This is a genomic window from Microtetraspora sp. NBRC 16547 (assembly GCF_030268965.1).
In the GTDB taxonomy this organism is placed as follows: domain Bacteria; phylum Actinomycetota; class Actinomycetes; order Streptosporangiales; family Streptosporangiaceae; genus Microtetraspora.
On sequence record NZ_BSSE01000008.1, the window covers coordinates 197,947 to 213,472 of the forward strand.

Here is a 15,526-nt window from a genome sequence, read left to right on the forward strand (position 1 = left end):
ATGACCCAGGCCGACGCGGTTGCATCTCTCGTGGAGCGAAGGTTAGGCCGCGTTCTCGATCCCGATCTCAACTTCTTCGAAGCCGGTCTCGATTCGCTCGCCCTGGTCGAGCTGCACGAGGAGATCACCAGCACACTGGGCCTGAGCCTGCCGGTTACCGCGATGTTCACCCACCCGAACCTGCGTGCCCTCTCGGACCTGATCACGCAGGGCCAGGCGCCCGCCAGGCAGGACGGCGCCCGTCGCCGTCCGCTGGGCGGCAGCCGCCGCGACGTGCGTGCCAGGATCCGTGAGGACGGTCGGTGACCCCACACGAACAGCCCATCGCCGTGATCGCGATGGGGCGCTTCCTGCAGGAGGTGGGGGCGGCCGAGGAGGCCGGACACGATCCTGGAGCGCAGGTCGTCCGGCTGTACGGCGGGGTGGGCAAGGCCTGCGTGGCGCTGCTGGCCGGGGAGTGCGAGCTGGCCGTGACCGACGCCGGCGAGCTGCCGCCGGGTACGCTGCGCGGCACCCTGGTCCTGCGGCTCCTCGACCGGGCGTTGCTCGACGGCGACCTGGTGCACCGGGTGATCTGGCCCGACGACCTCGAGGTCGAGGAGGGCTATCCGCCAGTGCACGCTCCGGGCGACGGCCGCCCGCAGGTGGTGGTGTGGTCCGGCCGCACCCACGAAGAGGCCGAGTCAGTACGGCGGAGCCTGGCCGGCTTCTTCGCCGGACTATCGGAGGATCGCTACGCCGACGCGGCGGGCACCCTGCGGCAGGGACGCGTCCACCACCCCGTGCGAGGTGCGGTGGTCTGCCGGAGCGCCGCGGAAGCCGCTCTCGCGCTGGGCCGCGAGCACACCTACGAGCAGGGGCCGGTCTTCCTGTCCCTCTCCGATGAGGCGGCCGGTCTGTACGGCGTGGAGCGCGTGTTCACCGAGGCCGTGGACGTGTGCGAAGAGGCCTTCGAAGCACGCGGCGTCGAGGCGCCACCCGCCTTCGCCACCGCCTACGGGCTGGCCGCCACCCTCGCCGCCTGGGGCATCCGCGCGGAAGCCCCGGACCCGGCACTCCTCGCGAGTGACCTTCCGCTGGAGGAGGCGCTCGCCGGCCTCGCGCAAGAGACGGTCGGAGCCGAGGTCCAGGTGGGTAGTGACCTCGCGGGGTTGCTGGCCGCCGTGGCCAGGTTCTGGACGGGCGGCGGCCGGGTGGACTGGGCCGCGCTCGATCCCGATCATCCGCTGCAACGCATCCCCATCCCGCGGCCGCAGCCGGAGCTGCCCGCCTCCGTGGAGGAGCCGCGTCCGCTGTCGGCGGTGCCGTACTCCTTCTGGGTTCTGGAGCAGCTCGCGCCGGACAGCGGTGTCTCGAACCTGGCGGTGGCGCTCAGGTTCGAGACACCGCTGCGCAGGCTGCCGCTGCAGATCGCGGTGAACCGGCTGGTCAAGCGGCATCCGGCGTTGCGCCTGCGGTTCCCCGTGGTGGGCGGGGCGCCCGTCAGGCACCTGGTGGCGCCCCAGGATGCCCAGCTGAAGGTCGAGACGCGGGCCACGACGGAGGAGACGCTGGTCGCGGACCTGCAGTCCTTCCTGGACGAGCCCTTCGACTTGGGCCGCGACCTGCTCATCAGGGTGGGACACTTCACCCTGCCCGACGGCGCCGGGACCGTGGTGTGCCTGGTCGGCCACCACATCATTATCGACGGCACCTCCCTACAGCTCCTGGTGGAGGAACTGGGCCGCTTCTACGACAGCCAGACCGGGCACGGCACGCTGCCCCCCGAGTTGGCGGGGCCCGCGCCGATGCTGGAGCCGGGGGAGCCGTCAGAGGAGTCGATCGGCTACTGGCTGGACCGGCTCGACGGCGTCGACCCCGCCGCCATGGTGCTGCCGGGGAGTAGGCACTCGCCGGGCCGTCCGACGTTCGCCGGCCACACCTGCTCGTGGCAGGTCGACGCCGAGACCGTGGCGGCCCTGGACGGCGTGCGGGCCCGGCTGCGCACCACCGGCAACATCGTGCTGGCCGCCGCCTTCCTGCTGACGCTGCGCGGGCACGGTGCCGGCCCGGACCTGGTGATCGGCATGCCGGTCAGCACCAAGACGGGCGAGGAGCGCAAGCACGTCGGCTACGCCGTGAGCACGCTGCCGCTGCGCGTCCACGTCGAGCTGGACGACGACTTCGAGCAGGTCGCCAGGCGCGTGGAGGAGGCTTTCGCGGAGGGGATCGAGCACGCCGGCGCCTCGGTGGAGGCGGTGCTGACCCGCCGCGGGCACGGTACGGACGACTGGCGCGTCCCGCTGTTCCGGCACATGTTCAACTACCGGCCCTGGAGCGACGAGAAGGTCAGCGTCCAGGGCGAGGTGCCCGGCTACGTGGACAACCTCATCGACCGCAGCCGCCTGGACCTGCAGTGCAACGTCATCCAGGAGCCGGACCGCCTCACGATCCGGATGGTGCACAGCACCGAGGTGCACGACGAGGACGAGATCGCCGCGTTCGCCGCGAGGATGTGCTCGGTCGTACGGCAGGCCGCCCGCGGCCCCGTCGAGGACGTGCTCTCACCGCAGGACCGGGCGTTGCTCGACCGGATCAACGACACGCACCGAACCTGGCCGGACACGCTGCTCGACCGCATCGTCCCCGGCAGCGCGGTGGCGGTCCGCGAGGGCTCCCGCGAGACCGGCTACGACGAGTTGCTCGGCCGCGCGGCCGCGGTCCGCCACCTGCTGCGCGAGCAGGGCGTACGGCCCGGAGACCTCGTCGCGCTGGCGCTGGACCGCTCGGCGGAACTGGTGGCGGCGGTGCTGGGGGTGTGGCAGGCGGGCGCGGCGTTCCTGCCGCTGGACACGCGGCAGCCGGAATCCCGCCTCGCCTACCAGGTGTCCGACTCGGGCGCCCGGCTGGTGATCGCGGAGGGCACCCCCGGTTGGGCGGGCGCGACCCCGGTCGTCAGGATGCCAGACACCCGGAAGGAACCAGAACCCCCCGAGCCGGGCGACATCGCCTACGTCATCTACACCTCCGGCTCCACCGGACGCCCCAAGGGCGTGCGGGTCACCCACGGCAACCTGACGAACCTGGTGCTGGACTTCGCCGACCGGCTCGGCGCACCGACCAGCGTGCTGTGGTCCACCACCACCTCCTTCGACATCTCCTGGCTGGAGCTGCTGCTGCCGCTGGCCTCCGGCGGCATCGTGGTGGTGGCCTCGGACGAGGACCAGCTGAACCCGGCCAGGTTCCTCCAGCTGATGACCGGCGTCGAGGTCGTCCAGGCCACGCCGACCGCCTGGCGGCTGATCGCGCCGGAGGCCGTACGGGAGCTGGCCGGACGGACCGTGCTGTGCGGCGGCGAGCCGATGCCGGCGGCGCTGGCCAGGGACCTGCTGGGGCTGGGGTGCCGCCTGTTCAACGTGTACGGCCCGACGGAGACGACGATCTGGTCCACGGCCGCCGAGCTGCGCGAGGCCGATCCGGTGACCGCCGGCGCGCCCCTGGCCAACACGCGGATCTTCGTCACCGACGGGGGAGGCCGCGAGGTGCCGCCCGGCGTGCCGGGCGAGCTGTGCGTGGCCGGTGACGGGGTGAGCGCGGGCTACCTCAACCGCCCCGAGCTGACCGCGGAACGCTTCGGCCACCACGACCGGTACGGCAGGTTCTACCGGACCGGCGACCGCGCCCGGATCCGCCACGACGGCACCCTCGAACTCCTCGGCCGCGACGACCGGCAGATCAAGCTCCGCGGCCACCGCATCGAGCTCGGCGAAGTCGAGGCCGCCCTGCACGAGCACGACGCCATCAGGACCGCCGCGGTGATCCTGGACGGCGACCCGCAGGCCGACGGGCGGCTCGTCGCCTTCCTCGAGGTCACCGGCCCGGCCGACGAGGGAGAGCTGTGGCGGTTCGCCAGGTCGCGACTGCCCGACTACGCCGTCCCCACCCGTTACGTCGTCGTCGACCGGCTCCCCACCACCGGCAACGGGAAGATCGCCTACCGCGACCTCGTCGTTCCGGCGGAAGGCCGCACACAACAGCAGGAAGCGGGTGACGGGCTGGTCCAGCAGGTGGTGGCGCTGTGGCGCGACGCGCTGGACCGTCCTGGGCTGGGGGCGCACGACAACTTCTTCCTCAACGGCGGGCATTCGGTGCTGGCCGTACGGCTGGTCGGACCGCTGGAGGAGCTGGCGGGACGGCCGGTCTCGATGCGGGCCGTGTTCGACCATCCGACCCCGGCCGAGCTGGCCCGACACCTGGGGGAAGCCCGATGACGCCGTGGTTCGTCCAGGTCAAGGAGGGCGAGCGGGCGCTGGTCGCGTTCCCGCACGCGGGCGGCGGCCCCGCGTCGCTCGGCGAGCTCGCCGGCCACCTGCCGCCCGAGGTGGGGCTGTGGTCGGTCAACCTGCCGGGACGGCAGGCCAGGCTCGCCGAGGAGCCGCGCACCGACCTCGACGGGCTCGTCGACGAGCTCGCCCACGACCTCGTGGAAAGGGGCCCGCACACGCTGTTCGGCTACTGCAGCGGCGCGCTGCTGGCCTTCCTCGTCTGCCGCCGCGCGGTCGAGCTGGGCGGACGACCGGAACGGCTGATCGTCGCGTCGTTCGCCGCGCCGGACGTGACGTTGCTCCTGCGCAGGCTGCCGTCGCTGCCGTCGTGGCTGTTCTGGGAGCAGCTGATCGCGCTCGGCGGTGTCCCGCCGGAACTGGCCGATCGGGAGGTGCTCTGGCCGGTGCTGGAGCCGGCGCTCCGCGCCGACTTCGGGCTGCTGGCCGGCTATCACCACCGGCCCGGGCCACCGCTGCCGGTGCCCATCTCTGTCCTGTACGGCATCCGGGACGCCTCGCTGACCAGGGGCGGCCTGCTCGGCTGGCGCAGGCAGAGCGTGCACAGGCCCGTGCTCAGGGAGCTCGACTCCACCCACTGGCTGGCCGAGGACACCCCGGACGTCCTGGCAGCCGCGATCGCTGAGGAGATGGGATGCGCCTCGGTTACAGCATGAGCTACTGGGGCGGCGCGGGCCTCGGCCCGGCCGACCACCTGGCGCTGGTACGAGAGGCCGAGGCGCTGGGCTACGACTCGGTGTGGGCGGCCGAGACCTACGGCACCGACCCGGCGAGCCTGCTGGCCTGGATCGCCGGGCAGACAGAACGCATCGCGCTGGGCACCGGCGTGCTGCAGATGACCGGGCGCAAGCCCGTCGTCGCCGCCATGACCGCGGCCACCCTCGACCAGGTCTCCGGCGGGCGGGCCAGGCTCGGCGTGGGGCTGTCAGGACCGCAGGTGGTCGAGGGCTGGCACGGCGAGCGCTTCGAACGGCCGCTGGCCCGCGCCCGGGACTACCTCCAGGTGGTGCGCAAGGCGCTCCACCAGGAGCCGGTGCGGCACGACGGGCCCACGATGACGCTGCCCCTGCCCGGCAGCGAGGGCAAGGAGCTGGCGCTGGCCGTGTCGCCGGTGCAGGAACGGCTGCCGGTCTACCTGGCCGCGATGGGGCCCGGGACTGTCGCGCTGGCCGGCGAGCTCGCCGACGGCTGGCTGGCCATCCACTTCCCGCCCGACCACCTGGCCAGGATGGCCAAGCACCTGAACCGCGGCGACCTCGACGTGGCGCCCATGGTGCTGACGCTCGTCGAGGAGGACCAGGAGCTGGCCTACGACATGATGCGGCCCATGCTCGCCCTCTACCTGGGCGGCATGGGCTCACGCCGGACGAATTTCTACAACCGGCTGGCCGCCACGCTCGGCTTCGAGCAGGAGGCCGCCCGCATGCAGGAAGCCTTCCTGGACGGGCGGCAGGGCGAGGCCATGGCGATGCTGCCCGACGCACTCGTCGACGCGATGACCATGTGCGGCCCGGCCGGCAAGGTGCGCGAGCGGATGGCGGCCTACCAGGAGGCGGGCGCGACCACGCTGATCGTCGGCCTGGTCACGCCCACCCGGCGGCTCCGCAGCCGCCAGCTACGGCTCATTGCGAGCCTGGCGCCGGCATCTCCTTGAGCTTGGCCAGCGGAGACCAGGCCATCGCCGCGATCGGCACCAGAGCGCCGATGGCCACGACCACCCACAGCGCCACGCGCGTCCCCACGGCGCCGGCCAGCAGGCCGGCGCCCAGCGCGCCCAGCGGGGCCGGGATCAGGCCCAGCGAGTAGATCGAGGCCACCACGCGGCCCTGCAGCTGCGGCGGGGTGATCGTCTGCACCAGCGAGGTGTTGGTGACGAAGAAGATCTGCGAGCTGACGCCGCTGACCAGCTGCGCGAGGACGAGCATCGCCACCGACACCCAGACGTCGCCGGTGGCCAGCGGGATGAGGAAGAGCGCCAGGTTGCCGTACACCATCGACCACACCAGCACCTTGCCGATCGCGTAGCGGCGCATCACCTTGACGGCGATCAGCGCGCCGATGATCGCGCCCACGCCGCCGCCGGCCAGGATGCTGCCGAACCACGCCGCGGGCACGCCCAGGTCGCGGATCACGTACAGGGCGTAGATGGAGTTCATCGAGCCCAGGATGAACAGCGAGTACACGGCCGAGGAGATGGCCAGCGGCCGGATCAGCTCGTGCCGCATCACCCAGAGCACTCCCTGCCAGATCGCCTTGTGCACCTGCCCGGCGGTGGTGTCGTCCGGCTCGGGCCGCGCCTCCGGCCGCTTGATCAGCGACACCGCGATCGCGGAGGCCAGGTACGACACCGCGTCGATGATCAGCAGCGCGGGCGCGGCGAGCACCTTCAGCAGCGCCGCGGCGAGGCCGGGTCCGAACGTCTGGGCGGTCGACTCGGTCAGTTGCAGCTTGGAGTTGCCCTCCAGGAAGTTCTCCCGCGGCACCAGGAACGGGAAGTAGCTGCGGTAGGCCGTCTGGAAGAGCGTGCTGAGCAGCCCGAGAGCGAAGATGACGCCGTAGATCCAGGTCAGCGTGAGCATGTCGGCGAACCACGCGATGGGGATCAGCATCAGCAGCACGAAGCGCGCCACGTCCGTCCAGATCAGGATGGGCCGCTTGCGCACCCGGTCGGCCAGCACGCCGAAGACCAGGAAGAACACCATCGGGAGCCGCAGCAGGAAGCCGACGACGCCCATCTCCGCCTCGGAGGCGTTCAGGACGGTGACCGCGATGACGGGGAACGCGAAGAGGCTGATCGCCGAGCCGAACTGCGACAGGCTCTGGCCCGCCCACAGCCGCAGGAAGTCGGGGTACTTCCACAGGCTCGACCGCTGCTCAATGGTCGGGGATGCCATGATCCATCCACTTTCTGATTTCGGTGGCCGCTCCGGCGACCAGGGGTTCGTAAAGGATCGGCACGCGTTCCTCGGGGATCTCCACGTGCGCCAGCCGTCCCTTGGCGACGGAGGGCCAGCCGCCGTCCTCGCGCCTGGGCGCGAAGAGCGCGACGTCGCCGTCGTACGGCTCGTGCCGGTAGCCGCCGACCGCGTGCGCGTTGGCCCGGAACACCGCCAGGTAGCGGCGCGCCTGCTCGACCTCGGCGGTGTCCGGGGCCAGCCGGTCGGCTGCCTCGGCCGCGCCCATCACCGCCAGCAGCCGCTCCTCCGGCGACCGGGCGGCCAGCTCCGCCGCGTCCAGCCCGAGGGTCTCCTCGGGCCCGCCGGCCAGCGCGTGGAACAGCAGCACCGTGTCGTCCTTCAGCGACGCGTCCGCCACCGGCTCCTCGGCGTTGGCGTAGAACAGCACGACGAGCGGCACCTGCTCGCCGCGCTCGCGCAGCCGCCTGGCCACCTCCAGCGCGATGTTCCCGCCGATGCAGAACCCGCCCAGCACGTACGGCCCGGCCGGCCGTACTGCCAGCAGGTCGGTCACGTAGGCGTCGGCCATCTCGGCGAGCGTGGCGTGCGGCTCCTCGCCGGGCACGAGCCCGCGCGCGGCGATGGCGTACACCGGCTGGTCGGGTCCGAGCCGCCGGGCCAGCGGGTGGTAGCGGAAGACCTGGCCGCCGAGCGCGTGGATGAAGAAGATCGGCGTACGGTCGCCGTCCGGGTTGAGCGGCACGACGTGGCTCGGCGGCGCCAGGTCCTCGGGCTGACGCAGCACCCGGCCGAGCGCGCTGATCGTCGGCGCGGCGAGCACGGTGGCGACCGGCAGGTTCCGCCCCAGCTCCTGGCGGATGCGGGCGGCCAGCCGCAGCGCGCTGATGGAGTGGCCGCCGAGCTCGAAGAAGTCGTCCAGGATCCCGGCCGCGGGCACCTTCAGCACCTCCTCGTACAGCCTGGCCAGCCGCGCCTCCACCTCGTCGCGCGGCGGCACGTACGGCTTGCCGCCGGTGGTCTCCGGCGCGGGGAGGGCGGCGCGGTCGAGCTTGCCGCTGCGGGTGAGGGGGAAGGCGTCCAGCCGGACCCAGCGGCGCGGGATCATGTGGTCCGGGAGCAGGTCTGTCAGGTCGGGGATGTCGCCGACGTGGTAGCCGATGAGGTGGCCGTCGACGAGTTTGACGGCGGCGCCGGAGACGGCTTCGATTTCGCCGAGTTCGACGCGCATGCCGCGGATTTTGATTTGGTGGTCGGTGCGGCCGAGGTATTCGAGTTCGCCGGTGGGGAGCCATCGGGCGAGGTCGCCGGTTTTGTAGAGGCGTTGGCCATCCGGTGCGGGGAGGAAGCGTTCGGCGGTGAGTGCGGGTTTGCCGAGGTAGCCGCGGGCGAGTTGGATGCCGCCGATGTAGAGCTCGCCGGGTGTGCCGATGGGGACGTCGCGCAGGTTCGCGTCGAGGACGTGCAGGGTGGTGTTGTCCACCGGCCGCCCGATCGGGACGACGGTTTCGCCCGGCTGGCAGGGGTGCCAGGAGACGTCGACGGCTGCCTCGGTGGGGCCGTAGAGGTTGTGCAGCCCGGGGATGTTCAGGCCGGGTGGGAGGGCTTCGCCGGAGCAGATGATCCGCTCCGGCAGTTGGATGTCCTCTTCTTCCAGGAAGGCGTGGAGCATCGAGGGGACGAAGTGGACGGTGGTGATGGCCTCGGTTTTGATGAGGTCGCGTAGGTAGGCGGTGTCGCGGTGGCCTCCGGGGCGGGCGATGACCATGGTCGCGCCGGTGATGAGTGGCCAGAACAGTTCCCACACTGAGACGTCGAAGGTGATCGGGGTTTTGTGCAGGACCCGGTCGTGCGGAGTGAGGTGGAAGGTGTCTTGCATCCAGCGGAGTCGGTTGACGATCGCGCGGTGGGAGATGCCGACGCCTTTGGGGCGTCCGGTGGATCCTGAGGTGTAGAGGACGTAGGCGAGGTTGTCTGCGTGGGGGTGGCCGCCGGGGGTGGTGTGGGCGTCGGCGAGCATGCCGTTGCGTCGTTCTTCGGGGTCGTTGGGGTCGAGGGGGAGGAATGCGCCGCCGGCGGCCAGTACTGCGAGGAGTTGGATGGGCAGGTCGAGGCCGCGTTCCATGCAGACGCCGACGGGCTGGTCGACTTGCACGTCGAGCCCGGCCGCGATCTGGCGGGCACGTTCAGCCAGTTCGTGGTAGGTCAGTCGCTGGCCTTCGAAGATCACGGCTGTCGCGTCCGGGGTGCGGGCCGCTTGCTCGAAGACCAGCTCGTGGAGGAGTCCGCCGGGGTGGTCGCGTGTGGTGGCGTTCCAGCGCGCGAGTAGCGCCGTATCCTCCGGCGAGATGGTGATATTTCCGGACAAGGCGCGGAGGTAGTGGTCCCGGATCGCCGCGATCTGGTCGGCGGGGAACTGCGTGGTGTCGTAGGAGATCGTCAGCGTCAGCCCCTGCCCCGGAGTCCGGACGAAGGCCGCGCTGAACGCGAAGTCGGTCTGCTCGAAGAAGTCCTGGCCCTCGATGGGGGTGGCGGCGCCGCCGTACACCTGGAAGTCGCGGAAGTCGACGTGCGTGTCCAGCAGGCGCGCGCGATCGCTGGCCCGCTGGATCTCGAAAAGCGGGAAATGCCGGTACGGCAGCGCCGCCACCTCCGCCTGGAACACCCGCTGCACCAGGTCGGGAGCGTCGGCCCGCACGCGCAACGGGATGGTGTTGAGGAACAGGCCGAGCACCTCGCCGCCCGCCTCGCTCTCCGGGCGGCTGTGCGTGAGCATCCCGGTGAGGACGTCCGGTTCGCCGGTCAGCAGTCCCATGACGCGCACGTGCGCCGCGAGCAGCACCGAGCGCAGCGGCACCCGCGCGTCTGCCGCCTCCTCGGCCAGCGCCCGCGTCAGGTCGCCGGGGAGCGTCGTGGCCAGGACCTCGACGTGGCGCGGCCCGCCGGTGGGGTAGCCGGGCCTGCGGGGCAGCCGTCCCTCGGGCGCCTCGGCGATCGCCTCCCGCCAGAACTCCGCCGCCTCCGGCTGAGCGAGCACCGCCTTCTCGGCCGCCACCAGGTCGCGGAAGCGCGCCCCGGGCGGATCCAGCGGCAGTCCCGGTGTCGCGTAGCGCGCCAGCAGCTCGCTGACCAGAGTCGCGACGCTCCACCCGTCGAGGATCGCGTGGTGGAAGTACACGGTCAGCGCGAACCGGTCCGCCTGCGGCAGCACGTGCACGCGGAGCAGCGGAGCCTGCGTCCAGTCGAACGGCCCGTACTCCGGCGCGTCGCCCGACACCGTCAGCGGGATGTCCGCGCTGTCGTGCACCAGCTGGACGGGCTCGCTGAACCCGGTCAGGTCGAACGACGTCCGCAGCACCTCGTGCCGCGCCGACAGCTCTCCCAGCGCCCTGACCAGCGCCGCCTCGTCGAACGTCCCGCGCACCATGAGCGTGGTGTGGTCGTGGAAGGTCACCCCGTCCAACTCGCTGTGGTACAGCATCCCGGCCTGGAGGGCGCTGAGCGGGTAGGCGTCGATGATCATCGCGTGAGCCTCTCTCTGTCCGCCGGGCTGAGCAGGTCGAAGGCCGCCGCCGCGGACTCACGTACGGCCCGCCGCGGCCGCAGTACGGTGGCCAGCTCGGAGACCGCCTGGTGGGTGAACAGCTGCTGCAGTTCCACGTCGTAGTCCAGGCCCCGCAGCCGGGCCACGACCCTGAGGCTGCTGATCGAGTCGCCGCCCACGGCGAAGAAGGTGTCGTTCCTGGCGACCCGGTCGAGGCCGAGAATCTCCTGCCAAACCTGCGCGACGGCTCGCTCCGCCGCGTCTCGCGGGGGCTCCCAGGGCAGGTCGGCCGGGCGGTCGGGGGCGGGGAGGGCGGCGCGGTCGAGTTTGCCGCTGCGGGTGAGGGGGAAGGCGTCCAGCTTTACCCAGCGGCGGGGGATCATGTGGTCCGGCAGCAGGTCTGTCAGGTCGGGGATGTCGCCGACGTGGTAGCCGACGAGGTGGCCGTCGACGAGTTTGACGGCGGCGCCGGAGACGGCTTCGATTTCGCCGAGTTCGACGCGCATGCCGCGGATTTTGATCTGGTGGTCGGTGCGGCCGAGGTATTCGAGTTCGCCGGTGGGGAGCCATCGGGCGAGGTCGCCGGTTTTGTAGAGGCGTTGGCCGCCCGGTGCGGGGAGGAAGCGTTCGGCGGTGAGTGCGGGTTTGCCGAGGTAGCCGCGGGCGAGTTGGATGCCGCCGATGTAGAGCTCGCCGGGTGTGCCGATGGGGACGTCGCGCAGGTTCGAGTCGAGGACGTGCAGGGTGGTGTTGTCCACCGGCCGCCCGATCGGGACGACGGTTTCGCCCGGCTGGCAGGGGTGCCAGGAGACGTCGACGGCTGCCTCGGTGGGGCCGTAGAGGTTGTGCAGGCCGGGGATGTCCAGGCCGGGTGGGAGGGCTTCGCCGGAGCAGATGATCCGCTCCGGCAGTTGGATGTCCTCTTCTTCCAGGAAGGCGTGGAGCATCGAGGGGACGAAGTGGACGGTGGTGATGGCCTCGGTTTTGATGAGGTCGCGTAGGTAGGCGGTGTCGCGGTGGCCTCCGGGGCGGGCGATGACCATGGTCGCGCCGGTGATGAGTGGCCAGAACAGTTCCCACACTGAGACGTCGAAGGTGATCGGGGTTTTGTGCAGGACCCGGTCTTGGGAAGTGAGCTGGAAGGTGTGCTGCATCCAGCGGAGTCGGTTGACGATCGCGCGGTGGGAGATGCCGACGCCTTTGGGGCGTCCGGTGGATCCTGAGGTGTAGAGGACGTAGGCGAGGTTGTCTGCGTGGGGGTGGCCGCCGGGGGTGGTGTGGGCGTCGGCGAGCATGCCGTTGCGCCGTTCCTCGGGGTCGTTGGGGTCGAGGGGGAGGAACGCGCCACCGGCGGCCAGCACTGCGAGGAGTTGGACGGGTAGGTCGAGGCCGCGTTCCATGCAGACGCCGACGGGCTGGTCGACCTGTACGTCCAGTGCGGCCGCGACCTGGCGGGCGCGGGAGGCCAGCTCGCGGTAGGTCAGTCGTTCGCCCTCGAAGATCACGGCTGTCGCGTCCGGGGTGCGGGCCGCTTGCTCGAAGACCAGCTCGTGCAGGAGCCCGCCGGGGTGGTCGCGTGTGGTGGCGTTCCAGCGCGCGAGTTGGTCCCGCTCCCCGGCGGGCAGCAGGTCCAGGCGTCCCACCGGCACGTCGGGCTCCGCCACCACCGCGCGCAGGAGGGCGGCGAACCGCCCCGCCAGCCGTTCGACCGTCGAAGGCAGGAAGAGGTCGGCGTTGTAGACGAAACGCCCCTCCACCCGGTCACCCCGCTCGGCGGCGTACAGCTCCAGGTCGAACCGGGTGGTCGTGCTGTCCGGCTCGAAACCTTCGCCGCCGTCGCGGTAGCTCTGCAGCGCGAACAGCACCTGCGCCACCGGCGGCCGGCTGACGTCGCGTTCGGGGTCCAGCTCGGCGACCAGCTTCTCGAACGGCAGCTCCTGGTGGCCGTAGACCTCCAGCGCCCCGTCCCGCGTACGGCGCAGCACCTCGGCGAACCCGGGATCCCCCGCCAGCCGCGCCCGCATCGGCAGCAGGTTGACGAACAGCCCCACCATGTCCTCGAACTCCGGCCTGGTCCGCCCGGCCACCGGCGACCCCACCGCGAACTCGGTCAGGCCGGACCAGCGCGACAGCAGCACCTGGAAGGCGGCGAGCAGCCCCATGTAGAGCGTCGCCCCCTCGGCCGCGCACAGCGCGCGGAACTCCGCGACGTCCAGTTCGAGGTCGTGCCAGCCGCCGCGGAATCCCTGCCGGGGCGGGCGCGGCCGGTCCAGCGGCAGGTCGAGTACCTGCAGCCCGGCCAGTTCCGCGCGCCAGAACGCCAGGTCGCCGGCCAGCCGCTCGCCGCTCAGCCGTTCCCGCTGCCACAGCGCGTAGTCGCCGAAGCCGAGCCGCGGTTCGCGCTCGGGCGGGGTCAGGAGTTCGCGCAGGATGAGCTCGGCGGACCAGCCGTCGGCGACGATGTGGTGGACGGCGATGAGCAGGGCGTGGTCGTCGGGAGCCAGCCGTACGAGGGTGGCGCGGAGCAGCGGGCCCGCCGCCAGGTCGAAGGGGAGCGCGGCGTCGGTGCTGAGCACGTGCCTGGCGGCCTCTTCGGTCGCCGCGTCCACGACGCGCAGCGGGACCGCCACGTGGTCGGCCACGCAGACCTCGGGCCGGCCGGAGGTCCCGGCGGGGAAGGTCATGCGCAGGCTCTCGTGCCGGGCGACCACGGCGTCGAGCGCCCGCCGCAGCCGCTCCACGGAGAGCGGGCCGCGGAGCCGGGCCGAGGCGGGCAGCACGTAGGCGCTCGTCCCGGGGGCGAACTGCTCCATGAACCACAGCCGCTCCTGCGCGAACGACAGCGGCGGTCGGCTGCCCTCGGCCCGCCGCGGGATCTCCTCCGCCGCGCCCAGGCCCGCCACCGCCCTGCGGAAGCGGGCCTCGACGCGCGCACGCCGTTCATCCACGCTCGTCGGCCTCCTCGGCCAGGTGCTCCAGCGCCGCGGCCAGCAGGCGCGGCGTCGGGTGGGTGAAGGCCAGCTTGAGCGGCACCTCCAGGTCGGTGGCCGCGGCGATGCGGGCCGTGGTCCTGGTGGCCAACAGCGAGTGGCCGCCGAGCTGGAAGAAGTCGTCCAGCACGCCCACCCGTTCCAGGCCCAGCACCTCGGACCAGACCAGGCAGACCAGTTCTTCCGCCGCGCTCTCCGGCGGCTCGTACGCCGTGCCGACCTGCTGGCCGGGGGCGGGCAGGGCGGCCAGGTCGACCTTGCCGCCCGGGGTCAGCGGGATGCGGTCCAGCGAGACGATCGCGCTGGGCATCAGGTGCGGGGGCAGCTCGGCGGCGAGGTGATCGTGCAGGGGAGCCGGGTCCTGGACGACGTAGGCGACCAGCCGGTCGTCGCGGACCGTCACGGTGGCCTGCCGTACCGACGGGTGGGTGAGCAGCACCGACTCCACCTCGCCCGGCTCGACGCGGTAGCCGCGCACCTTCACCTGCCGGTCGAGGCGGCCCAGGATCTCCAGCGTCCCGTCCAGGCGGAAGCGGGCCCGGTCGCCGGTACGGTACCGGCGCGAACCGCCGGGACCGGGCACGAACCGCTCCGCCGTGAGGGCGGGCGCACCCCGGTAGCCACGCGCCACGCCGCTGCCCCCGATGAGGAGCTCACCCGCCACGCCGGGCGGGACCGGAAGCCCGTCCGGAGCGACCACCTCGACCGTGGTGCCCGGCAGCGGGAACCCGACGGCCGGTCGGCGTGACGCCTCGGTGGGGTCCATCTCGGCGGTGGTGGCGATGATCGTGGTCTCGGTGGGGCCGTAGCTGTTGACCAGCCGTACGCCAGGGGGACCTGACTCGTACCAGGCGGCCAGCGCGGGACCCGGCAGCGGGTCCGCGCCCAGGATGAGCAGCCGCAGGCCGGGCGGCCAGGCGACGCCCATGCCCACCAGCTCCTGCCAGTACGACGTCGGCAGGTCGAGCACGGTGAGCGCGGAACCCTCCGGGGTCTTCAGGAAGTCGGGCAGCGGCTCGTCCGGGCACAGGACGAGCTCGGCTCCGGCGGCCAGCGCCGGGTAGATCTCCTCGGCGTGCGTGTCGAAGCTCGGCGAGGCGAACTGCAGCACGCGGTCGCCAGGCCCGAGCCCGTAGTGCTCCCGCATCCAGCTCACCCGCGCCGCGAGTGCCTCGCGTGGCACCTCCACGCCCTTGGGACGGCCGGTCGAACCCGAGGTGTAGATCACGTACGCCAGGGATCCGCGGGCTGCGACATACGTGGATTCTTCGGGAACATGCAGATCGTCCAGCACCAGCGCCGCGTCCGACGCCATCCAGCGCAGCCGCTCCGGCGGGTAGGCCGGGTCGAGCGGCAGGTAGGCGCAGCCCGCCTTCCCCACGGCGAGCATCGCCGCGATCAGCTCCACCGAGCGCTCGGCGCGCAGGCCCACGACCGCGTCCCTGCCGAGTCCTCGCAGACGTCCTGCCAGCGCGGATGCCATGGCGTCCAGCTCGGCGTAGGTCACCCGGCGGGCTCCGTGGCTGACCGCGATCGCGTGGGGGGCCTGTCGTACGCGGTCCTGGAAGAGGTCGAGCACGTCGCGCGCGACCACCGGAGCCGGGTCGGCGGCCGGTGGCCGGTCCTCGGGCAGCAGCATCGCGGCGCGCAGCGCGGACAGCGGCGCGCCCGGGTCGGCGGCGACCGCCTCCAGGATCCGCTCCCACCGGCGCAGCAGCCGCGTCGCGGTCTCCTCCTCGAACAGGTCGCTGGCGT

General features: G+C 72.2%; 8 protein-coding genes (1 of these 8 cut by a window edge). 4 read left to right on the top strand and 4 right to left on the bottom strand.

The annotated features are described in order from the left end of the window. From QSK17_RS14570 to QSK17_RS14585, 4 genes are read left to right on the top strand one after another with little or no spacing between them, the layout of a single operon-like run. Positions 1-306, top strand: a complete 306-nt coding sequence (locus QSK17_RS14570; protein WP_285705233.1) for an acyl carrier protein — start codon at positions 1-3, stop codon at positions 304-306. After that, the gene (locus QSK17_RS14575) at positions 303-4,250 is read left to right on the top strand and encodes a non-ribosomal peptide synthetase (protein ID WP_285705234.1); all 3,948 of its coding nucleotides are present in this window, start codon (positions 303-305) and stop codon (positions 4,248-4,250) included. The genes QSK17_RS14570 and QSK17_RS14575 overlap by 4 nt, the downstream gene beginning before the upstream one ends. Further along, positions 4,247-4,978: a thioesterase II family protein gene (locus QSK17_RS14580; protein ID WP_285705235.1), complete on the top strand. Its 732-nt coding sequence runs from the start codon at positions 4,247-4,249 to the stop codon at positions 4,976-4,978. Before QSK17_RS14575 ends, QSK17_RS14580 begins: the two co-directional genes overlap by 4 nt. Next, positions 4,957-5,976, top strand: coding sequence for an LLM class F420-dependent oxidoreductase (locus tag QSK17_RS14585; protein ID WP_285705236.1), 1,020 nt, complete (start codon positions 4,957-4,959; stop codon positions 5,974-5,976). Before QSK17_RS14580 ends, QSK17_RS14585 begins: the two co-directional genes overlap by 22 nt. Here QSK17_RS14585 and QSK17_RS14590 read toward each other — a convergent pair. The 4 genes in view from QSK17_RS14590 to QSK17_RS14605 are tightly spaced (each overlapping or abutting the next) and all read right to left on the bottom strand, a layout consistent with a single transcriptional unit that may run on beyond the window. Next, positions 5,945-7,216: an MFS transporter gene (locus QSK17_RS14590; protein WP_285705237.1), complete on the bottom strand. Its 1,272-nt coding sequence runs from the start codon at positions 7,214-7,216 to the stop codon at positions 5,945-5,947. The two genes, QSK17_RS14585 and QSK17_RS14590, sit on opposite strands and share 32 nt — an antisense overlap. Continuing rightward, positions 7,197-10,760, bottom strand: coding sequence for an AMP-binding protein (locus QSK17_RS14595; RefSeq protein ID WP_285705238.1), 3,564 nt, complete (start codon positions 10,758-10,760; stop codon positions 7,197-7,199). The genes QSK17_RS14590 and QSK17_RS14595 overlap by 20 nt, the downstream gene beginning before the upstream one ends. Then, positions 10,757-13,729 carry a condensation domain-containing protein gene (locus QSK17_RS14600; protein ID WP_285705239.1) on the bottom strand — a complete coding sequence of 991 codons (2,973 nt, stop codon included), beginning with the start codon at positions 13,727-13,729 and terminating at the stop codon, positions 10,757-10,759. Before QSK17_RS14600 ends, QSK17_RS14595 begins: the two co-directional genes overlap by 4 nt. Continuing rightward, on the bottom strand, positions 13,722-15,526 hold the 3' portion of the coding sequence (locus QSK17_RS14605; RefSeq protein WP_285705240.1) for a condensation domain-containing protein. Its footprint extends 1,297 nt past the window's final position; only the last 1,805 of its 3,102 coding nucleotides appear in the window; its start codon lies off the right edge, out of view — the gene reads right to left on this strand; it ends in the stop codon at positions 13,722-13,724. Before QSK17_RS14605 ends, QSK17_RS14600 begins: the two co-directional genes overlap by 8 nt.

Excerpts from the sequence above, each read along its gene's own strand:
- QSK17_RS14570 (WP_285705233.1), top strand. The coding sequence starts at position 1 with ATGACCCAGGCCGACGCGGTTGCATCTCTCGTGGAGCGAAGGTTAGGC.
- QSK17_RS14585 (WP_285705236.1), top strand. The coding sequence starts at position 4,957 with ATGCGCCTCGGTTACAGCATGAGCTACTGGGGCGGCGCGGGCCTCGGC.
- QSK17_RS14580 (WP_285705235.1), top strand. The coding sequence starts at position 4,247 with ATGACGCCGTGGTTCGTCCAGGTCAAGGAGGGCGAGCGGGCGCTGGTC.
- QSK17_RS14590 (WP_285705237.1), bottom strand. The coding sequence starts at position 7,216 with ATGGCATCCCCGACCATTGAGCAGCGGTCGAGCCTGTGGAAGTACCCC.
- QSK17_RS14595 (WP_285705238.1), bottom strand. The coding sequence starts at position 10,760 with ATGATCATCGACGCCTACCCGCTCAGCGCCCTCCAGGCCGGGATGCTG.